The 19,894-nt window shown below is 35.4% G+C and carries 18 protein-coding genes; 5 read left to right on the forward strand and 13 right to left on the reverse strand.

Features of this window, described 5'->3' with window-relative positions:
- Window positions 1–41 precede the first annotated feature (41 nt).
- The 3 genes from lmrD to MHB61_RS07210 form a co-directional block, all read right to left on the reverse strand.
- Window positions 42–2,036 carry a multidrug efflux ABC transporter LmrCD subunit D gene (gene lmrD, locus MHB61_RS07200; RefSeq protein ID WP_003131686.1) on the reverse strand — a complete coding sequence of 665 codons (1,995 nt, stop codon included), beginning with the start codon at window positions 2,034–2,036 and terminating at the stop codon, window positions 42–44.
- Window positions 2,037–2,039: 3 nt separating this feature from the next.
- Entirely contained in the window at window positions 2,040–3,761 is a 1,722-nt protein-coding gene (gene lmrC, locus MHB61_RS07205; protein WP_047205617.1) for a multidrug efflux ABC transporter LmrCD subunit C, read from the reverse strand.
- A 310-nt stretch (window positions 3,762–4,071) separates the two neighbouring features.
- On the reverse strand, window positions 4,072–4,422 hold the full coding sequence (locus MHB61_RS07210; RefSeq protein ID WP_003131688.1) for a PadR family transcriptional regulator: 351 nt from the start codon (window positions 4,420–4,422) through the stop codon (window positions 4,072–4,074).
- Window positions 4,423–4,697: 275 nt separating this feature from the next.
- Between MHB61_RS07210 and MHB61_RS07215 the strand changes: the two genes are divergently transcribed.
- From MHB61_RS07215 to MHB61_RS07225, 3 genes are all read left to right on the forward strand, one after another.
- Window positions 4,698–5,975: a cation diffusion facilitator family transporter gene (locus MHB61_RS07215; RefSeq protein ID WP_003131689.1), complete on the forward strand. Its 1,278-nt coding sequence runs from the start codon at window positions 4,698–4,700 to the stop codon at window positions 5,973–5,975.
- Window positions 5,976–5,977: 2 nt separating this feature from the next.
- Window positions 5,978–6,451, forward strand: a complete 474-nt coding sequence (locus MHB61_RS07220; RefSeq protein WP_003131690.1) for a MarR family transcriptional regulator — start codon at window positions 5,978–5,980, stop codon at window positions 6,449–6,451.
- A 325-nt stretch (window positions 6,452–6,776) separates the two neighbouring features.
- The gene (locus tag MHB61_RS07225) at window positions 6,777–7,970 is read left to right on the forward strand and encodes an MFS transporter (RefSeq protein ID WP_010905276.1); all 1,194 of its coding nucleotides are present in this window, start codon (window positions 6,777–6,779) and stop codon (window positions 7,968–7,970) included.
- 38 nt (window positions 7,971–8,008) lie between these two features.
- Here MHB61_RS07225 and MHB61_RS07230 read toward each other — a convergent pair whose 3' ends face one another.
- From MHB61_RS07230 to MHB61_RS07260, 7 genes are all read right to left on the reverse strand, one after another.
- Window positions 8,009–10,549, reverse strand: coding sequence for a M1 family metallopeptidase (locus tag MHB61_RS07230; RefSeq protein ID WP_003131692.1), 2,541 nt, complete (start codon window positions 10,547–10,549; stop codon window positions 8,009–8,011).
- 172 nt (window positions 10,550–10,721) lie between these two features.
- Entirely contained in the window at window positions 10,722–11,204 is a 483-nt protein-coding gene (locus MHB61_RS07235) for a thiol peroxidase (RefSeq protein ID WP_003131693.1), read from the reverse strand.
- A 326-nt stretch (window positions 11,205–11,530) separates the two neighbouring features.
- Window positions 11,531–13,090 (reverse strand): bifunctional metallophosphatase/5'-nucleotidase, encoded by a 1,560-nt coding sequence (locus MHB61_RS07240; RefSeq protein WP_003131697.1) that lies wholly within the window; start codon window positions 13,088–13,090, stop codon window positions 11,531–11,533.
- A 5-nt stretch (window positions 13,091–13,095) separates the two neighbouring features.
- Window positions 13,096–13,905, reverse strand: coding sequence for a phosphonate ABC transporter, permease protein PhnE (phnE, locus tag MHB61_RS07245; RefSeq protein ID WP_010905273.1), 810 nt, complete (start codon window positions 13,903–13,905; stop codon window positions 13,096–13,098).
- A 14-nt stretch (window positions 13,906–13,919) separates the two neighbouring features.
- Complete coding sequence (gene phnE / locus MHB61_RS07250) at window positions 13,920–14,732, reverse strand: phosphonate ABC transporter, permease protein PhnE (protein ID WP_003131699.1); 813 nt, start codon at window positions 14,730–14,732, stop codon at window positions 13,920–13,922.
- The gene (phnC, locus tag MHB61_RS07255) at window positions 14,733–15,473 is read right to left on the reverse strand and encodes a phosphonate ABC transporter ATP-binding protein (protein ID WP_010905272.1); all 741 of its coding nucleotides are present in this window, start codon (window positions 15,471–15,473) and stop codon (window positions 14,733–14,735) included.
- A gap of 118 nt (window positions 15,474–15,591) precedes the next feature.
- Entirely contained in the window at window positions 15,592–16,641 is a 1,050-nt protein-coding gene (locus MHB61_RS07260; protein WP_003131701.1) for a phosphate/phosphite/phosphonate ABC transporter substrate-binding protein, read from the reverse strand.
- A gap of 298 nt (window positions 16,642–16,939) precedes the next feature.
- Between MHB61_RS07260 and MHB61_RS07265 the strand changes: the two genes are divergently transcribed.
- Together MHB61_RS07265 and MHB61_RS07270 are read left to right on the forward strand one after the other, a co-directional pair.
- On the forward strand, window positions 16,940–17,728 hold the full coding sequence (locus MHB61_RS07265) for a hypothetical protein (protein WP_010905270.1): 789 nt from the start codon (window positions 16,940–16,942) through the stop codon (window positions 17,726–17,728).
- Window positions 17,729–17,827: 99 nt separating this feature from the next.
- Window positions 17,828–17,965 carry a hypothetical protein gene (locus MHB61_RS07270; RefSeq protein ID WP_003131703.1) on the forward strand — a complete coding sequence of 46 codons (138 nt, stop codon included), beginning with the start codon at window positions 17,828–17,830 and terminating at the stop codon, window positions 17,963–17,965.
- 193 nt (window positions 17,966–18,158) lie between these two features.
- Here the strand turns inward: MHB61_RS07270 and MHB61_RS07275 are convergent, their stop codons facing one another.
- Genes MHB61_RS07275 through rimI form a run of 3 tightly spaced genes read right to left on the reverse strand, consistent with a single transcriptional unit; the run spans window position 18,159 to window position 19,872 of the window.
- Complete coding sequence (locus MHB61_RS07275; protein ID WP_012897155.1) at window positions 18,159–18,359, reverse strand: DUF4649 family protein; 201 nt, start codon at window positions 18,357–18,359, stop codon at window positions 18,159–18,161.
- Window positions 18,359–19,399 (reverse strand): tRNA (adenosine(37)-N6)-threonylcarbamoyltransferase complex transferase subunit TsaD, encoded by a 1,041-nt coding sequence (gene tsaD, locus MHB61_RS07280; RefSeq protein WP_003131705.1) that lies wholly within the window; start codon window positions 19,397–19,399, stop codon window positions 18,359–18,361. The genes MHB61_RS07275 and tsaD overlap by 1 nt, the downstream gene beginning before the upstream one ends.
- 2 nt (window positions 19,400–19,401) lie before the next feature.
- Window positions 19,402–19,872, reverse strand: coding sequence for a ribosomal protein S18-alanine N-acetyltransferase (gene rimI / locus MHB61_RS07285; RefSeq protein WP_137016381.1), 471 nt, complete (start codon window positions 19,870–19,872; stop codon window positions 19,402–19,404).
- Window positions 19,873–19,894 lie beyond the last annotated feature (22 nt).

Genomic DNA, 19,894 nt, shown 5'->3' on the forward strand with positions numbered 1-19,894 from the left:
TAACTGTGATTTTATTTTCCATTGCTTAACTGAATAATCTCTTATTCAAAAACAAATTGATTGTGATAAAGTTCAGAGTAGAAGCCACCTTGAGCAACAAGTTCATGGTGATTTCCTTCTTCGATAACTTCACCATCTTTAAGAACAACAATCTTATCTGCATTAAGAATTGTTTTCAAACGGTGAGCAATAACGAATGAAGTACGACCAGCAATAGCAGCTTCCATCGCCCATTGAATTTGTTGTTCAGTTACTGTATCCACATTTGAAGTTGCTTCATCCAAAATCAAAAGTTCTGGATTTGTCAAAATGGTACGTGCGATAGAAATTTGTTGTTTTTGACCAACTGAGAAGACTGATTCATCATCTGAAACATGTGTTTCGTACTTGTCAGGTAAGCTATCAATGAAATCATGAATGTGAGTTGTCTTAGCCACTGTTTCAATTTCTTCTTGAGTAGCATTTGGTTTACCAAACTTGATATTATCAGCAATCGTTCCATCAAAGAGAACAGACTCTTGCAAAACAATTCCGACATTTGAACGCAAGCTATCTAAATCAAATTCACGAATATCAGTTCCATCAAATTTAATTGCTCCACCATTAACATCGTAGAAACGGTTCATCAAGTTCATAACTGTTGTTTTACCTGAACCAGTTGGACCAACGAGGGCAACCATTTGTCCTTTTTTAACATCAATATTAACTTTTTTGAGGACTGGTTTTCCTGGAAGATATTCAAAATCAAGATTTTCGATTTGAATTCCGTCTTTAATCGTATCAAATTTCTTACCATTTTCAGGACGAACTTCTTCTGGTTCATCAAACATGACATTCAGACGAGTTGCCCCTGTGATGGCAAGTTGAAGTTGACCAAAGTTTGATGAAATTTGCATGATTGGGTTGTAGTAACTTTGAACGTATTGAACAAAGGCAACCAAAAGCCCTAAACCTGTGGCAATTGACATGCTATCATCGTTAAGAACATAGGCCGTTCCACCAAAGATAACAATGGCAATTGATAAAAGTTGGAAACCATTCATCAATGGGAAAATCATACCAGACCATGCTTGAGCAGCAAAGGTACGTTTTTTAACATTTTCATTGTGTTCCAAGAATCCATTAATAGAATCTTCTTGTAAACCTTCAACGATAATTGCTTTTTGCCCAGAGATTTTTTCATCCATATAGGCATTAAGTTGTGAAACTTCTTCTTGTTGTTTGTCTGTTGCTTTTTTCGATTGACGAATGATAATCACAGCAGATAAAATGGCAACTGGAGAAGCAGCAACTGTCAACCAAGCAAATGTCACATCTTTATTGAAAATCTGGATAATGACACCCACAAAGACCGCAGCATTTGAAATAACCGAAACGAGTGCTTGGTTTAAAGTATTTTGAATGTTATCCAAGTCAGATGTGAAACGAGCAAGGATATCACCATCTTGATGACGGTCAAAATATGAAATTGTCAAACGTTCAAGTTTACCAAACAAACCTTTACGCATGCGATTTGTTGAATGAGCAACGATACGACTAAAGAGCAAGGTATAAATCAACATTGATACACCTGTTGCTACATAGACTGCAAGCAATTGCCACATTCCTTTCATGAATGTAGAAGTGCTGGCTGCATGTGAAGTTGCCACTGTTTTAAGTGTTTCTAAAGTTGTTCCTTTAGGAAGATTAGCAGTGATTTGGTCTTGTGCTGCTTGTGGCAAAGATTTCACAACTTCAGGAACATTGTGCCAATCTACTGTTTGGTGCATTTGTTGGCTTAATTGTTGAGCAATTTGTTGTAGTGCATCTTGGGATTGACCAGCATGTTGATGTGTAAAGAAGTCAGTCACATATTTAGTCAAATTAGTGATGGCGTCCCCCAAAAGTGATGGAGAAACAACCTGTAACCAAGTTGCTAAAATGATGAAAATCATAATTACAGCAAATTGGAGTTTATATCTTTTCAGATAGAGGTAAAAAAATCGGATGGCACGTGTGGTGTCAGACATTTTTCTTGTTGATTTGGTATTTTCCATGTCTTAGTCCTCCTGTGCTTTCTGTGTGTCGTAGATTTCTTGGTAAATTTTATTCTCAGCAACTAATTCTTGGTGAGTTCCTTGACCAACAAGTTTTCCTTGGTCAAGAACCAAAATATTATCTGCATGAACCACTGATGAAATCTTTTGAGCAATAATAATTGTGGTTGTGTCTTTAAGGTCTTTATTCAAAGCTTCTTGAACAAGTTTTTCAGATTTAGCATCAAGGGCTGATGTTGAGTCATCTAAAATTAAGACATTTGGATTTTTAACAACTCCACGTGTGATTGAAAGTCTTTGCTTTTGACCACCTGAGAAGTTATTTCCGCGTTCTTCAACTTCAGAATCATATTGACCATCTTTAGTTGTAATAAATTCTGCGGCTTGGGCAATGCGTGCAGCACGAGTCATTTCTTCATCAGTTGCATCGGCTTTCCCCTGTTTAATATTTCCAGCAATTGTTCCTGAGAAGAGAATGGCTTTTTGAAGAACAATAGAAATATTTTTCTTCAATGTTCCACGGCTAACTGTTTTAAGATCTTTTCCACCAACTGAAACGGTACCTTCTGTTGGGTCAAAGAGTCTTGGAATCAATTGTGCCAATGTAGATTTACCAGCACCAGTCGCTCCGACAATCCCAACCATTTGACCAGGTTCTACTTCAAAGCTAATATCTTTAAGTGTTGGTTCTTCATCATTTGGATAAGAGAATGACACATGGTCAAATTTGACAGAACCTGAAAGAACTTCATCTTTAGCATTTTCATCAAATTTCATGGCTGGATCAGTATTTAACACTTCATTAATACGACCAATTGATACCATACCACGTGAAGCAAACATTGAAATCATACCACCCATGATAATGGCAAACATAATCATTCCCATATAAGTCATGAATGTAGCAATCCCACCAATACTATCTTGGGCAACTGTTGTTGACTCTGTTACAAAAGTTGAAACAAAGTAAATAGCAAGCCAAATTGCTCCTTGAGCAATCACAGTAAAGAGTGGAATCATTGCTGAGAAGAGTTTTCCTACTGCCCAGTTATGATCGTAAAGTTCATCAGAAGTTTCATCAAAATCTTTGATTTGATTTTTTTCTTGAACGAATGATTTAACGACACGTGAACCACGCAAGTTTTGTTTAGCAATGGCGTTAATACGGTCCATCAATTTTTGGAAAGCCATAAAGTGAGGGCCCATGCGTCCCATTAAAACGGCTGTGACTAATACGATTAAAACAATTAAAAGGACTGTAATCCACCATAATCTTGGAAGAGTTGTGATAGAAAGAACAACCGCACCAATCAAAAGGACTGGAATCCGCATCAAAATTTGGAAAACCATCATCATCAAGTTTTGAACTTGTGTGACGTCATTTGTCATCCGAACAACAAGGTTTCCGGCATTGAACTTTTCAACATTTTCATAAGAAAATGTATTGATTTTTTTGTAAGTCGCTTCACGAACGTCTGCTCCAATTTCTTGGGCAATACGTGCCGCTGAAAGTGTACTAAAGATAGCAAAAATTATCCCTATCCCAGCAACAACCAAAAGCTCAACTCCATATCCTGAAACCTTGTCAGCCATTTGATGACGGCTATAAGTTGTTGATGACATTACGGTCATAATTCGTTTCATGATTTGGGGTTGGTAAAGCTGTACTCCTGCATAAATAAAGGTTGAAACGATTGAGAATAAGGCAACCCATTTATGCTTCATGATTGATTTGAAAATCATAAAATTCCTTTCTAGAGTTAAATAATGTAAATAAGTTTACATTAAATTGAATTTTCAATTTCATTTTACTTCAAAATAATTTCAATAAATTTTTTGAGAAAATAATTATAACATTATTTTTTTTAGTAAACAAGCATTAATTGTTAATGCTGTTAAATATTACAATAGTTAGTTTCAAAAAAGATAAACTAACAAAAATATTGTAACGCTTTTCAAAGTTTAAGTCAACAATTTGCGACGAATATTTTTTTACCTTCATCCCTTATTTTGTAACTTAAATTTTAATTGGAAATTATTTATTAGATTCATCTTTTTTATTTGCTTCTAAATTTTCAATAATTTCATCGACTCTAGACCAAGATTCAAAAGCAAGTCGCATATTTTCATGACCAATTTCTGTCAAGCGGTAGTATTTACGACGGCCACCTTGGCTTTCGTCTCCCCAATAAGAACTGATAATCCCATCCTTTTCAAGTCTTTTAAAGATTGTATAGAGCGTGGCTTCATTAAGCTCCATTTCTCCATTTGAGGCTTCTTTGACTTGCTTGATAATGCCATAAACATAATTATCCCCTTGTTTTAAGACATTGAGCAAAATGACATTGGTTTGGGCGCGTAACATTTCCTTTGGTATTTCTGCCATTCTTTTTCCTTTCTATCATTTTAAACAAAGTATATTATACTTCACATTACTATGTAAGTCAAGGTACTTGAATTTTTTATATAATTATTTTATTTTTGACTGATTTCTACTACATTAATATAGTAGAAAGTGGGTATTTTTATATAAATTAGTCAGCCCTTATTTTTTATTTATATTTTGTGAGCCCTTGTTATAAAAGCATTTTTTGGCAATAGATACAAACTTTCATTCAAAATTTTGTTATAATGGAATGATGTAAATTTGGGAGGATTCATATGGCAGCTTCAAGTACAAACAATCTGAAACTCGCTGAAAAAGGAGTTTGGGTTTCTATTATCGCTTATATTGTTTTATCCATTGGACAAATTGCTTTTGCAGCAATTGTGCATTCTAGTGCTCTTCAAGCTAATGGTTTTAATAATGTGACTGATATTATGGGAAATATTGCAATTTTGATTGGTCTTCGACTTGCTCGAATTCCAGCAGATAGTGATCATGTTTATGGTCACTGGAAAATTGAGTCAATCGCTAGCTTAATTTCTAGTTTTATCATGTTTTTCGTTGGTTTTGAGGTTTTAAGAGAAACAGTTATGACACTTCTTTCTGGTAAAGAAGAAGCCATAGACCCACTGGGAGCTCTTGTTGGTCTATTCTCAGCTTTTGTCATGCTGGGCGTTTATCTTTATAATCGGGCATTGGCTAAAAAAACGAACTCACAAGCGCTGTCAGCAGCAAGTAAGGACAATCTCTCTGATGCGGTGACTTCTATTGGAACTGTGGTTGCTATTTTAGCAAGTAGTGTAGGCTGGGAGTGGCTTGATACTGCGATGGCTGTAGTTATTTGTGGTTTCATTTTAAAGACTGCTTATGATATTTTCCATGAATCTGTTTTTAGTCTCTCTGATGGTTTTGATGAAAATCTTGTCGAAGAATATCGCGAAGCAATTTGCTTAGTTCCAAAGGTAAAAGGGGTTAAGCTTGTCCGAGGTCGTTCTTATGGAAGTAATATTTTCCTTGATGTAGTGGTTGAAATGTCTCCTGATTTAAGTGTTTTCGAAAGTCATGAAGCGACCGAGTTCATTGAGAAAATGTTAATTGACAATTATGGTGTTTATGATGTCGATGTCCACGTTGAACCTGCTGCCTTACCTGAAGAGGAACATTACGCCAGTCGCTCACTTGAACTTTTGGCAAAAGAAGAACAGTTTTTAAATCTGGAAAATTTGGACAAATTAACTGACAGCACTTTTCAAGAAATTCTTGCTGATGGAAAAATCATCAGTGCTTCTGATAAATTGATAGATTTTGCAAAAATTACTGACGAAAATTCTGTCAGTAAAAATAATAACTCTAAAAATTCATTGACAAGTCTGTCAGTAATTCCATTAGCAATAAATCACTATAGTAGTTCACAAGTCAGCAAGAAAACATTTATTTTAACTTATGATTACTGGAAAAATGAACAAAATTTTGTGGTTACAAGTATCTGGCGACGCAATGACTATTGGCGCTGTATTTATAGACAGACAACTTTAAAAAGAGAGGAAAAGTGATTATGACCAATCTTCAGCAAAATCAGGAACAAATTATGACTTCTTTAACTGATTTATTTAATAAGATTGATGCCTATTACAAGCCACAAATGGAGGCTGAATTCTCAAATATTTCGTTATCAGAAATTGAAACGATTGAATTTATTGCTAAAACCCCTTATCCAAATGTGACCAAATTAGCTCATCATCTCTACATGACACGTGGTGCTGCCAGTAAAATCGCTAAAAAACTGCTCAAAAAAAATCTCGTTGAATCTTATCAAATTCCTCAAAACAAAAAGGAAATCTATTTTCGCTTAACAAAAGAGGGTCAAGAAATTAATGACCGTCACGAAAGTTTGCACCAAAAATTTTCAGAAAAGGATCAAGTTATCTTCGATGAATTAACTGATGAGTCTGTCAGCAATATTTTAGAATTTCTCAATAAATACAATAATCATCTTGATTCTGCTATTCGGAATAATATTGAAAAATAATTCTGTCAGTAAATTAATTTTTACTGACAGTTTTTTTGTTTGTTTTTTGTTGACACGGAAACAATGTTATGATATACTATTTTTGTTTCCAGGGAAACTGTGTAGAAAAGTGAAATCACAAGTCTATAGATTTCACTTTAGCAGACGCAAGTCTGCGCAAAAAACTTCCTAAGAAATCATCATCAATTATTGTAATTGAGTTCAGACCGCTAGAAGTTTATGAAAAAGACAAAATTTTGAACCTGCCTGTTGGGCAGAACCACCAATTTTTCTAAATTTCATCGCTTCAACACAGTCGGGCTCATATCTTATGGAGGTTTTACCTATGAAAATTAATAAACACGCCCTCACTTTTGGGCTTATCACCACTTTCCTGACAGGACTTGGTTTTACAATCATCTCACCAGTCGTTCCTTTTATGGTCGCACCTTTTGCTAATGCTCATGACCAAGCACTCATTGTTACTAGTTTAATGGCAATCTATGCACTATGTACTTTCTTTGCCGCTCCTGCTCTTGGTTCTTTATCAGACCGCTTTGGTCGTAAACCTATCTTACTGATTTCTTTAGCTGGCTCTGCTCTTGGTTATCTTATCTTTGGCTTAGCTGGTAGTCTCTGGATGCTTTTTCTCGGACGAATCATTGATGGTTTAACTGGTGGAAATATCGTGACCCTTTTTGCTTACTTCGCTGATATTACTGATGAAGAAAATCGAACTAAAGTTTTTGGTTGGACAGCCGCCGCTGTTGGTGTTGGAACAATTTCTGGCCCAACAGTTGGAGGACTTCTAGCTCATTTTGGCAATTCAGTTCCCTTTTACTTCGGCGCCCTAATCTCAATCGCCAATCTTCTTTACGGTGCATTCGTAATGAACGAGAGCTTGCCCGAAACTCATCGCACACGTAATTTTTCCCTTAAACAACTCAATCCTTTCACTCAACTTTTTCAGCTCTTACGCATGAAAAATCTCAATCGTCTGCTCTTTGCCGGTATCTTACTTTGGCTACCAAATGGTGCACTCCAAGCAATTATTAGTCAATTTTCATTAGATTCTTTTGCTTGGACGCCTGTATTAATTGGTCTAGCCATATCCATCATGGGTTTAATGGATATCTTGACTCAAATCTTTATCATGCCAAGACTTCTAAAATTAGCTAATGAAGATAAACTCATCCGTTTGGCACTAGTCTGCGAAATTATTGCTTACCTTCTTTTCGCACTTTCTGCTTTTTCTAAAATGTGGCCCTTCTTCATTCTGGCAATGTTTATCTTTGCTTTTGGAGATAGTATTTTTGGAACTGCCTTTAACGGTAAACTTTCAAAATCAGCGACTTCTTCCGAACAAGGTAAACTTCAAGGTGGAAGTCAAGCACTTCAAGCACTTACTCGCGTGATAGGCCCTTTAATTGGTGGACAAATCTATATCAGCCTTGGTCATTTCGCTCCAGCACTCATGGGATTTATCTTTCTAATTATCGCTCTACTTGTGCTATCAAAAACAAAGTCAGACCAAGAATGAATAAAAAAAATCACCTCAAAAAGGTGATTTTTTATTTATTATAATTTTTCAGAAATTTCTTTGATTGATTTATCAACGTCAGCCTTTTGGCTATCAATCAAAGCAACACGTGCTGTGATTTGCTTGATTGCCATTTCGATTGAACGTTTCAAACCTTGATTTTCTAATTTTGGCTCAAAGAAAGCTTTATATTCTGCTAATTTATCAGCAGTTTTAAAAGTATTTCCTGGATAGATAACAAATTTATCATAACTCATATCTCCACCCAATTTTTCTTCAAGGAATGCCCAATTTGCTTTTTCCCAAGCCCAAGCAGCATCTTGTGAGAAATCATTGCGCAAAAGGTAGAACCAAGAGAAAGCAATATCTTGTGGCTTAACAATATCAGCATTTTTGAAGCTTTCAAGCAATTCAGCAATGACTTTTTCATCCTTGATTAATGCGACAGCCCCTTCAAGCTCACGTTTAAATTCTTGCAAGCTAGTTTTAACATAAGTTTCACGATAAGTTTTAACCAATTCAGCAGAATTTGTCGTCTTAATTTCATTATTTAAAACAATTGGACGAATATCAGCCGGAATTCCTGCTAGATTTTCTTTATGTGCTGCAAAGATTTGACTGGCTTTTGCTTTGGCATCTGCATTCTCAGCATACAAAGTCTTACTCAAAACAATTCCACGAAGGCTCTCATCACCAGCAGATTCGCCAGCAACTTTATCCCAACCTAAGCGAGCATAGTTTTTAGCGAAAAGTTTTCCTACCAAGCTTTGGAAAGCTTTTTCAGTTTCTGAATCTTCATCAACAAAAAGTTCCAATTCGCTAATGAGTTGACTCAAACCAGTATTGACAAGGTAAGATTCTTCGTTGGTAAATGCTGGCAAGATATTTACGACATCAGCATAAGAAATTACACCTGCTTTAGCCAATAATTTACGATCTTGCAAGATTTGGAATTTAGTGACATTCTCCAAAGTCTCAACTTCTGAGAGGAGGTCTGTCAACAATTGTCCTTTGTAATCAATAATGTAATGAGCCATATTTGCATCATTCAAAAAGAGGGCCTTACCATCATTTTTTGCTTTCAAAGCAGCAAAACCAGGAATTTCAACTTTTTCAGAAGAAAGTAAGTCTGGCAATCCTGACCAATTTGTATTCAAAGGAACATTCCACAAACGTCCTTTATCAGCACCCTCACCAACGAAGAATTGTTTTTGACTCAAAACTAAAGTATCATCAATGACTTCGGCAGTAACGACAGGGTAACCTGGTTGGTTAACCCATGAATGCATGAAAGCTGCCACATCTTTTCCAGAGACTTCAGCCAAGGCATCCCAAAGATTATCTCCGACTGTATTTCCATATTGGTGGCGTTTGAAGTAAAGAGCTAAACCAGCAGCAAAATCTTCATCTCCAAGCCATTTACGAAGCATAACCATCAAACGTGAACCTTTGGCATAGACGATTGCTGGGTCAAAGAGCGTTCCAATTTCATCTGGATGAGTCACTTCAACGTGGACAGATTGAACTCCATCAGTTGCATCACGATTCAGTGCCATATTGGCTTCTGAGATTGAGAATGATTCCCAAACGTTCCAACTTGGTTCCAAAGCATCCATACAAACATATTCCATGTTGTTGGCAAATGATTCATTGAGCCACAAATCATCCCACCATTGCATTGTTACAAGGTCACCGAACCATTGGTGTGCCAATTCGTGTGCAATAACAGTTGCTACATATTGTTTGCTTTGAATGGTTGCATTTTCAGGGTCAACAAGCATGCAGACTTCACGATAAGTGATACATCCCCAGTTTTCCATTGCTCCTGCCGAAAAGTCAGGTAAGGCAATGTGCCAACTGTGTGGGAGTGGATATGGCGTTTTATAGTAATCTTCATAAAATTCAATTGAACGAATAGCAATATCAAGCGGGAAATCAAGCGCAGCTTCACTATGATCTTTAGTTGCAAAAGCACCTACTTCAACACCAGATTTTGTTTTTCCTTTTTTAAATTGAAGTTCACCGAATACAAAAGCCAAAAGGTAAGAACTCATTTTGACAGTACGTTCAAAAACGTGAATTCCGTTAATATTCAAGAGTTCTGGCATGTTTGAAACAATGATGTCGCCTTCTTCTTCATCAAATTTTACTGACAAATCGAAGGTTGCTTTTGCTTCTGGTTCATCAATAGAAGGAAAGGCTTGACGAGCAAAATGGCTTTCAAATTGTGTACCAATGAGCATTTTCTTTTCGCCATTGACTTCATAGTATGAAGGGTAAATTCCCATCATGTTGTCAGTCAATTCAGCTTCATATTCAAATGAAACAGTCACGCGCCCTGTTTCACCAATTTTAACAACGATTTCTTCATCTTCTTCATTTTCAATGAAGTTTGTGTCGACACTAAAAGCACGAACTTTACTAAAGTGTAAACCTTTGGCATGAAAGGCAATAACACTATCTTTTGCTTCCCCAGTAATTGCCACTTGACCTTTTATTTTCTTGGTTTTACGGTCAATATCGAGGAAAATCTTATAATTTTCCGGAACAAAAGTTTCAATTAAACGTTTTACAGCCATGTTTTCTCCTAAATATTCAGTATTAATCTAATTATATCAAATTGAATAGAAAATTTCGAGTACAAAGAAAAATTACATCTATTCTTTTTACTACTAAAAAAGCTGCCTGTTGACAGCTTATAAATAGAAGACAAGCATCAATTGCAATTATCCCCTATTTTGTCATTTATAACTATTTAGTAGCTGCTAGTGCTTTTTCATAATTTGGTTCATCAGAAAGCTCTGACAAAACTTCACTATAGACAATTTGACCATTTTTCACAACAAAGACGCTTCTGGCAAGACGTCCTTCAAGAGGACCACCATTTAAAATAAGACCATAAGCCTTTCCAAAAGTTCCATCATCAGCAAGAATTGTCATGTCAACACCTTCGGTTGCACACCAATTTTTTTGCTCATCTGCTGTATTATTTGAAATACTCAAAAAGTCAATTTCAGAATGTTTTGCTGCTTCAAGATTAAAATGTTTGGTTTGAAGTGAACAAACTCTAGTATTAATATCAGGAAAAACACTAATCAGAACAGGTTTTTCAAGTTTTGATAATTTAATTTTATTTCCTTTTAAATCTGTCAGTTCAAAATCAGGTGCATCACCACTTATTGTCGGATTTAGTGTTGCTATTTTTTCACCATGAGATGTGATATTCATTGTCATTAATGCTCCTTTGTTAATCTTTATGACTTCATTTTATCATAGAATCTCAACTCATTTGGCTCTTATTGCTCATATTTTACTGTTAAATATTGACTTTCTAAAGGACTTGGAAGTAAAAGTGAGTCATCTTCTGATTTCACAAATTGATAATTGATTTTTGGAATTATTACTGTATGTTTCATGCTAGGCTCCTCCTTTTGATAAATAAAAGTATATCAGTAAAAACTTTAGAAAAACTTAGCTCATTCTCAAGTATAACTTAATAAAAAAATTACTGACAGATTTTTTTAGCACCTATTATTCTGCTAAAATTTCTGTCAGTAAATTTATTTTAGAACTGTGAAGTTATGATTCACACTTGCCTCAATTATCGGATGTTTCTTCAAATAATCAGCAATCAATTCGGTCATATCAACAGTAATTTCTCTAACAATCTTGTCCGCAGAAAACATTGGATAATTTCCACCCCCAACTGCGCGATATTGATTGACGACAATTTCTAAAATTTCGTCATCTTTTACCTGATGCCCCTTGAAATTTAAACGTACAATTCGCTGACCAATTTCTTTTTGCAAATTGATAGCATATTCAACTCCTTCATACATATCATAATTATAATATTCAGGTTTTGGTTCAATAAAGCGTGGACTAAAAACAATTTCGCCACTTTTGTCAAGTTCAAGATGTTCCGCTGTCCGCTCTAAGGCAGCCTTTAAGTCTGCACCTGTCACTCTTAAAACAGCTAAAGTGTTGGGATAAATATAATTTGTCAGAATCGATCTCATCGTAATTTCTTTTGCAAAACCCTTCGCTTCATTATTAAAAAGTGCAGTCCCAGAAATTTCGGTCCCTGTCGCTTCCATTTGTATTTTATTAATCAATTCAATATAAGGGTGTTCAATCAATCGAGCAGTCATTGGATCACGAATAATCATTTCTCCATGAACTTCTCCCATTGGCTGGTCTAACCAATCCTCTGCTTCTTCACTCACAACGGATATCAGCTGATTGACCTCCGATGAGACTTTGCAATTCTCCGTTTTATGAAGTCTAGCGTTTGAAGCCACAACTTTTTTATGATTATCTAATTCAAGTTCTATTTCGCCAACAAAAGCACCACGATAGCCTGGTTGAATAACTGGAACTCCAAAAAGATGGTCAGCAATTTCACGATGCTGGTGTCCAGTCACTAAGGCATCAATGTAATCTTTATACTCTTCAACTAACTGATAAGCCTCATTTTCCCCTGTCAAACTTTCTGTCGGAAGACCTGTCTGTAAATCTCGCTCAAAGCCTCCATGATATGCAACAATCAAAAGGTCAACTGATTGGCGCAAATCGGGTAGAATATCTTTTGCAGTTGTCAGAATAGATTGGAAAGTCAAATCTTTGATAATTGACGGTTTTTCCCAATGTGGAATATATTGTGTCAAAAAACCAACAATTCCAATTTTCACCCCCTGCGCTTCAATGATTTTATAAGCAGGGCCAAAAGCAGGTTGACCTTCATTATTCAATACATTCGCAGCCAAAATAGGATAATTTACCTGATTAACATAACTTTTTAAATAATCAATCCCATAATTAAACTCATGATTACCAAGCAATCCCACATCATAACCAAAAGAATTAGTGACATTGACCAAGTCTTTAATACCGCGACTTGATTTTTTAGCTAGATAATAAGCCAAGGGGGAACCTTGCAATAAATCACCATTTTCAATTTTTACAATAATTTCACCTTGCTCTTGAGCCACTGCTGTCAGTTCATCTATTTTAGATTTGGCTTTGGCCATTGAAAAAGGCAAATTCATTTCTCTTTCGGTGAAGTTTGTTGGGAGAACAAAACCATGTAAATCACTCGTTTCTAGAATTCTTATTTTCATATTATTTATCCCTTTGCTAATTTTTTCCGAATTCTTGATGAAATGAGTTCAACAAGGATAATTAAAACTAAAAGTCCCAACAAAATTGCACCAACGGCTGACCATTTATAACCAGACATTGCAAAACTCAATGGCGCACCAATTCCACCAGCACCAACTAATCCCAAAATGGCTGCATCACGCAGATTCATATCTAAACGGTAAAGTAAAATCGAATATAAATCTGGTAATAATTGGGGTAAAACTCCAAAACGAATTTTTTGAAATGTTGTTGCACCAGCTGCGTCCATAGCTTCAATAACACCCATATCCAAATCTTCAATAGCTTCAATAAATAGTTTTGCAATCATCCCAATTGACTCAAAACCAAGCGCCATTACACCAGCTGAAGAACCTAAACCAACGACTGGAATAAATAAAAGGGCATAAACAAAAGAAGGAATTGTCCGAATCGCCATCAAGACAAAACGAATCAGATAAGCTAACCAATTCGGAACCAAATTAGTCGCTGCAAGAAAAGAGAGTGGAATGGCAACAATTGCACCAACCAAAGTCCCAAGCAAACCAATTGCAAAAGTTTGTAGTAAGAGATAAGGTAAGCCAGTTTCAGTTAGGTTAAACATCAAACTGGTATCTGGATGAAAAATCCCTGTGAAAATATTTTTGGCGATTAAAGCTCCATGTTCTGAAACGCCATGATAATGGACGACTGAAGTCGACCAAATCGAAACTGCTAATAAAACAATAAATATCAAAAGATAATAAAACCAGTTTTTAGGTCTATGATTATATTCTTCAATAATTTGTGAATTCATTTTTCCTCTCATTCCTAGGCAATTTTCTTACGAATTAATGCGCTGATTGAATCAATAATCATGACTGTAGCTAGAATAGAAATTAAAATCATACCAACAGAGGAAAAGTCGCGAAAATTCACTCGGTCATTTAAGATATTTCCTATCCCTCCAGCCCCAACATATCCCAAAATTGCAGCATAGCGGACATTTCCCTCAAATGCATAAAGAGCAGTTGAAAGATAAGTAGGTAGGACTTGAGGAAAAACAGCAATGAAAAAGGCTTTTAAAGGACTGACCCCTAAAGCTTCTGCCGCTTCAAAAGGTCCCATATCAACGGTTTCAATCACCTCAAACAATTGTTTTCCTATGAAAGAAAAGGTAAATACAAAAATTGCAACAACTCCAGCAAAAGTTCCTAGACCAAAAATATAGGTTGCAATTAAAGCCAAAACCAAAGTTGGCAAAGTTCTTGCTAGCATAAAAATCAAACGAATGATGCCATTACCAAAACGATTTTTAAGGATGTTATTTGCCGCTAATATCGCAAATGGAACTGACAAAATTGCTCCAAGTAAGGAAGCAAAAAAGCTCATCTTAATCGTATCTAGTAATGGAGGAAGAACTTTATGAAAGTAAGCCCAATTTGGGGGAATCATACTTGCTAATTTTTGAAAAAAGAGACCACTTCTGCTAAGCGCACTAAAATCAAAATTTGTAAGAATAACAGAAAAAGCAATCAGTAAGATGATAATTAACCAAGTCAACCAAGTTCGACTGACTTTTTCTTCAACAACTTCTCCTGTAATAAGTTTTATTTTTTTAGGCTTAAAAATTTTATCGTACATTTAGGCCTCTTTTCTATAAACTTCATCCAAAATTTCTTTGGTTACCTCTTGCGAAGGACCATCATAAACAATTTTCCCTTTTTTTACAGCAATAATCCGCGAAGCGTATTCTAAAGCAAGTTCAACATGGTGAATATTCAGTAAAATTGTTTTATTGAATTCTTCATTAATTCTTTTAAAATCATCCATTACTTCTTTAGCTGTGACTGGGTCAAGTGCTGAAACAGGTTCATCAGCGAGTAAAATTTCACTTTCTTGACTAAGAGCACGAGCGAGTGATACACGTTGCTGTTGTCCACCTGAAAGTTGATCTGCTCGGATATAAGCTTTATCTAAAATTCCTACCTTATTCAGAGAATCTAAGGCAACAAGTTTATCTTCTTTTGAAAACAAACCAAAAATGACCTTAAATAAACTCATATCTGGTACACGAGCAAACATTACATTTTTCAAAACCGTCACTCTAGGAACTAAATTATAGGATTGAAAAATCATTCCCACATGTCTCCGAAATTTTCTTAACTCTTTTCCTTTAAGTTTTGACACTTCTGTATCATTCACAATTAACGAGCCTGAAGTAATATCATTTAAACCATTAACACAACGAATCAGAGTTGATTTTCCTGCTCCCGATGTTCCAATAATAGCTACGAATTCTCCTTGATTGATTTGTAAATTAACATCCGTCAAACCTTTTGTGCCATTTGGATAAATTTTTGACACATTTTCAAATTTTATCATTACTTCTCCATCCTTCTTCACTAATGAAGGCTTTTTAATTAATATTAGTCAATTTCCACAAAAAGAGTCTGGAACTCATTGAGTAACCCAGACCCTTATTAAATGATTTATTTGTTCATTAGTTGGCTTTACTCATTGAATTTGCCACTTTAATGGCTGTTTTAAAGTCAGCTTTTGTTGAATCAACATAGCCATCATGTGAATAAATGGCAATGACTTTCTTTCCTTCATCAGTTTTAGCCATATCTTTAATTGCTGCTGAGAGTGCTTTTTTGAAGTCAGCTGTCATGATTTTTGATTTTTCTGAAACCATGATTCCATCATTGGCAATGGCAGGTGTCACACCAATCACATTTGTATCATCCCAAATACTTTCTTTTGCGCCGAAAGTTGTGGTCCACTTAGCAGCGTCATCCATTCGTGCATCAGCATATTCTGGCATTACATCAATTTGACCTGAAGCAAGTTGAGCCATTGCTGAATCATAAGAATCCATAGTAACTGTATTTTTTAAATCACGAATTGAATGTTTAAAGTTCTCAGTTAACCATTGCGAAGGATACATATAGCCTGCCGCAGAAGAAGTTGATTCAAGCCCCCATTTTGCATCGTTTAAATCTTTCCACGTCAAAGTTCCGTCGTTGGCTTCTTTAGCTAACTTTTTGCCCATTGGAGAATTACCAGCAATGATCAGCGAACGGTAAGAAGTCACTTCTTTATCGGTTTTAGTTGTTGGTTTATGCTCATTCCAATATTTTGCAGAATCTGAGCCATCATTTGAAAGTCCTTTACGTGTTGCCATCAAGAGTGGAGTTGAACCATCTTGATACATGGCATAAGTTGTCGCTGACATTCCATAACCGACGTCAACTGAACCAGCATCGAGCCCTTCACCAACCGCTTGATAATTTGTACCAACACTAGTATCAATATTTTTTACTGTATAGCCTTGTTTTTTCAATTCAGATTTCAAAATATTTGCGATTGGTTTAGTCGCTGTGGTAATATCATCCGGATTTTTGGATGGAATAAATGAAATCTTTAAATTTGAAATGGTTTTGCTATCAGATTTTGATGCAGAGCTACTATTTCCACAAGCTGCAAGTAATGATACTGCAATTAGTGCACTTGCTGTAAGTCCAATGACTTTCTTCGATGTCTTTTTCATTATAAAAATGAATCTCCTTAAGATTTTTATCAATCGGTTGATGAATCGGTGTGCTTCACAAAATAATTCTAACCATTTTAATTTATCTGACAATGACCTTTTTGTAAATATTCTGTTAACAGTTACCATTGTACGTAAATACCGAACTTTATTTTATAAAATTACATTATTTTGTTTTTTTATAGATTCATTTTTTATAAAATACAAAAAAACAGATTACATTGTTTGTATATACCAAACTTTAGCTTGATGATGTATTGTTTGATAAGGCTGTCAAACTTTCTGCTATAATAAAGTTATGAAAAATTTAACTTTTACGGTCAGCATGTCTGACCTTGGTTTAGAAATTCGTCTTCCATCAACTGCCTTTTTACGTATTTTTGATCAGAATAATGCACGTTTTGATTTGCAAAATGATGAGCTTTTCTTTTTACTAAAAAAAGGGCAGATTAAAATGATTGCCAATGATTTAAAATTAATTCCTAAGTTAGAATTTGATAAAGTCGTGATTTTAAATATGGCTGCCTATGATTTAGAGCTGGAATATCTAACGCAATATTTAGTTAATTTGGCTGAGGAAGCTGGCATTATTTTACGTGATAAAGCCGAGCCAATTAAAATTACAAGCAATATCGAAAAAGCTTGTGCCACTTCTGCTGACGAGTTTTTGACTGCTTTAACTGCTTTTGGCATTAAATTAGAAAAGAAAAAAGCTTTTTCTCCTAAAGCACAACATCGCTGGAAAAAAGGACTTTCTGAAGTTGAATTTTTTGTTAATCGTTCCGACAGTAAAGCGACCATTATTTGGGAAAAATCCAATCAACTTGTGATAAAAGCCGGAGCAAAAATCTCCGAAAGCGGTGGAATGAAATCTGATGGTACACCAGGTTTAGCCTATCGTTTTACACAGACTTTAAGAGAAGAACAAAAAGCCAATTGGGATGCTAAAACATTCACAACTACTGAGGATATTGTCTTAAAATCAGTCAATGAAGTGGGACATTTCCTTTACTTCGCTGGAACAAATAGCTGGTTACAATTGGTCGATAAAGAAGGACGGACAATTCATGAATTGTCTGTGGTCTAGTAATTCTTACTAAAAGATGACAATAGGACCCCAATCTGTGAAGTTCCCCTTGCTAATCTTTTTTTGTGGAGTTATAATATAGCAAAAGGAGGCGGTTACATGACTACTGCTTATCTGCTACTTGGCAATGACAAATCGCTAGAAACACCCGCAGGATTACCAATTGGAAAAATATTTGCTTACAAAGAAATGGAAAAACTTTGGTTAAAAAAAAGCTCAAGTGATAGTTGGCAATGACATTCAACTTCAAAAAATATATTTGTCCGAATTACTGACGAAAAAAATGAAATAATTGATTATATCTTTTGTTATCCAGAGCTCAAACTTCATCTGAAAGAGCTTAAAGAAAGTTTTCCACAGACAAAAATATTAATGATTAATCAACTCTAAATAAAAAAAGTTACTAACAGAACTGTCAGTAACTTTTTATTTATTTCATGAGTTCATAGTAAAGTTGACCCATATTGCCTTTAAAATCAAGGACTTCGTCAGCAATTTTTACTTCAACAACTTCAATTTCATCAGCAATGGCATTATAATCGCTTTGTTGAAGGGCTAGGAAATCGTTGACTCCGTCAAATTCTTCAGTAAAGGTCATGCCATTTTGAAGTTTTCCAATTAATTTAATCATTAAACTTCTCCTTCTTCTATGTCTTCAAAAACGAGACTAGGTTTTGCATTTAAATCTAATCCTGCTTGAACATTTTCTAAACCTTTTTTCCATTCGATATATGCTGCTGCTGCAATCATTCCAGCATTGTCACCACAGAGTCTTAAAGGAGGAATAATTAACTTTTCGTCAGTAATTTCTGCTGACAAACGTTCGCGTAAGCCTTGATTTGCTGATACTCCACCGCCAATTATTAGCGTTTTTACTGGGTATTTTTCCATGGCTAATTTGGTTTTGGCCATAAGGACATCGACGACCGCAGCTTGAAAGGAAGCAGCTAAATTTTCTAAATCATCAGCAATCACGTCATTTCCTTTTTGATTTTCGTTATGAACGAGATTAATAAAGGCTGATTTTAAGCCTGAGAAGCTAAATTCTACTTCATGTGTGTTCATCATTGCTCGTGGGAAATTGTAAGTATCAGCTCCTTTGTGTGCTAATTCATCAATGACTTTTCCACTCGGATAAGTCAGGCCCATCACTCGACCAACTTTATCATAAGCTTCACCGGCAGCATCGTCACGAGTTTCACCAACTTTTTTATAGCTTCCTTCTTTTTCTACGTAAACAAGTTCAGAATGTCCACCTGAAACCAAAAGGGCCATAGCTGGATATTCAATGGTATCCACTAAACTTGCAGCCATCAAATGACCGGCCATGTGATTAACTGGAATCAAAGGAAGATGATTTGCCCATGCAAAAGTTTTTGCTGCCATGATTCCAACTAACAAAGCGCCATTTAAGCCTGGACCTTCGGTCACCGCAACGGCCGTCAGTTGGTCAGCCGAAATTTCTGCTTCTTCAAGTGCTGCTTCAATACAAACAGTGATTTGTTCGACGTGATGACGGCTGGCAATTTCTGGCACAACTCCACCAAAGCGTTTATGACTATTGATTTGACTGGCAATGATATTACATAATAATTCATTTCCATTCTTTAAAATTGCCACTGAAGTTTCATCACATGAAGTTTCAAAGGCTAATATATAATTATCTTTCATTTTTAAAATTGCTCTTTTCTCATTAACAAAGCATCTTCAAGAGGTTTGTCATAATAATTTTTTCTTGTATGATAAATCTTAAAACCAAATTTTTCATAACATTTTTGAGCGGTAAGATTGGACTTCCGAACTTCCAAAAATAAAGTCCCACTAAATGTTGACACTTCTGTCAGTAAAAAACTCGCTAGTCCTTGCCCCTGAAAATCAGGATGAATAGCGATATTTGTAATTTCTAATTCATCCATTATTGTTGAAATTGCTAAAAGACCAACAATTTGCCCCTCTTCTTCTAGGAAGAAATAATCGGAATTTTCATTGTTTATATCAGCTAAAATATAAGCTCGTGTCCACGGTGATTCTTCGTAAGCAAGTGACAAAAGTTCATAAATCTGAGCTGATAGGTTTTCTATGGTTGGAAAATATTTTTTATCTTCTAATTTTTCTTCAAAGTAAGAGAGATGTTTTAGTTTCATTTTTTCATTTTTTCATTTTTTC

The sequence above is a fragment of the Lactococcus sp. FSL K6-0773 genome (assembly GCF_038006485.1).
Lineage (GTDB): Bacteria > Bacillota > Bacilli > Lactobacillales > Streptococcaceae > Lactococcus > Lactococcus lactis.

What these genes read in the sequence shown, in the direction of transcription:
- MHB61_RS07220 (WP_003131690.1), top strand. Translation starts at nt 5,978, where the DNA reads ATGACCAATCTTCAGCAAAATCAGGAACAAATTATGACTTCTTTAACT.
- phnE (WP_003131699.1), bottom strand. Translation starts at nt 14,732, where the DNA reads ATGTACGATAAAATTTTTAAGCCTAAAAAAATAAAACTTATTACAGGA.
- MHB61_RS07230 (WP_003131692.1), bottom strand. Translation starts at nt 10,549, where the DNA reads ATGGCTGTAAAACGTTTAATTGAAACTTTTGTTCCGGAAAATTATAAG.
- MHB61_RS07270 (WP_003131703.1), top strand. Translation starts at nt 17,828, where the DNA reads ATGACTACTGCTTATCTGCTACTTGGCAATGACAAATCGCTAGAAACA.
- phnC (WP_010905272.1), bottom strand. Translation starts at nt 15,473, where the DNA reads ATGATAAAATTTGAAAATGTGTCAAAAATTTATCCAAATGGCACAAAA.
- lmrC (WP_047205617.1), bottom strand. Translation starts at nt 3,761, where the DNA reads ATGAAGCATAAATGGGTTGCCTTATTCTCAATCGTTTCAACCTTTATT.
- MHB61_RS07210 (WP_003131688.1), bottom strand. Translation starts at nt 4,422, where the DNA reads ATGGCAGAAATACCAAAGGAAATGTTACGCGCCCAAACCAATGTCATT.
- MHB61_RS07260 (WP_003131701.1), bottom strand. Translation starts at nt 16,641, where the DNA reads ATGAAAAAGACATCGAAGAAAGTCATTGGACTTACAGCAAGTGCACTA.
- MHB61_RS07275 (WP_012897155.1), bottom strand. Translation starts at nt 18,359, where the DNA reads ATGATTAAATTAATTGGAAAACTTCAAAATGGCATGACCTTTACTGAA.
- MHB61_RS07235 (WP_003131693.1), bottom strand. Translation starts at nt 11,204, where the DNA reads ATGACAATGAATATCACATCTCATGGTGAAAAAATAGCAACACTAAAT.
- MHB61_RS07265 (WP_010905270.1), top strand. Translation starts at nt 16,940, where the DNA reads ATGAAAAATTTAACTTTTACGGTCAGCATGTCTGACCTTGGTTTAGAA.
- MHB61_RS07240 (WP_003131697.1), bottom strand. Translation starts at nt 13,090, where the DNA reads ATGAAAATAAGAATTCTAGAAACGAGTGATTTACATGGTTTTGTTCTC.
- phnE (WP_010905273.1), bottom strand. Translation starts at nt 13,905, where the DNA reads ATGAATTCACAAATTATTGAAGAATATAATCATAGACCTAAAAACTGG.
- rimI (WP_137016381.1), bottom strand. Translation starts at nt 19,872, where the DNA reads ATGAAACTAAAACATCTCTCTTACTTTGAAGAAAAATTAGAAGATAAA.
- lmrD (WP_003131686.1), bottom strand. Translation starts at nt 2,036, where the DNA reads ATGGAAAATACCAAATCAACAAGAAAAATGTCTGACACCACACGTGCC.
- MHB61_RS07225 (WP_010905276.1), top strand. Translation starts at nt 6,777, where the DNA reads ATGAAAATTAATAAACACGCCCTCACTTTTGGGCTTATCACCACTTTC.
- tsaD (WP_003131705.1), bottom strand. Translation starts at nt 19,399, where the DNA reads ATGAAAGATAATTATATATTAGCCTTTGAAACTTCATGTGATGAAACT.
- MHB61_RS07215 (WP_003131689.1), top strand. Translation starts at nt 4,698, where the DNA reads ATGGCAGCTTCAAGTACAAACAATCTGAAACTCGCTGAAAAAGGAGTT.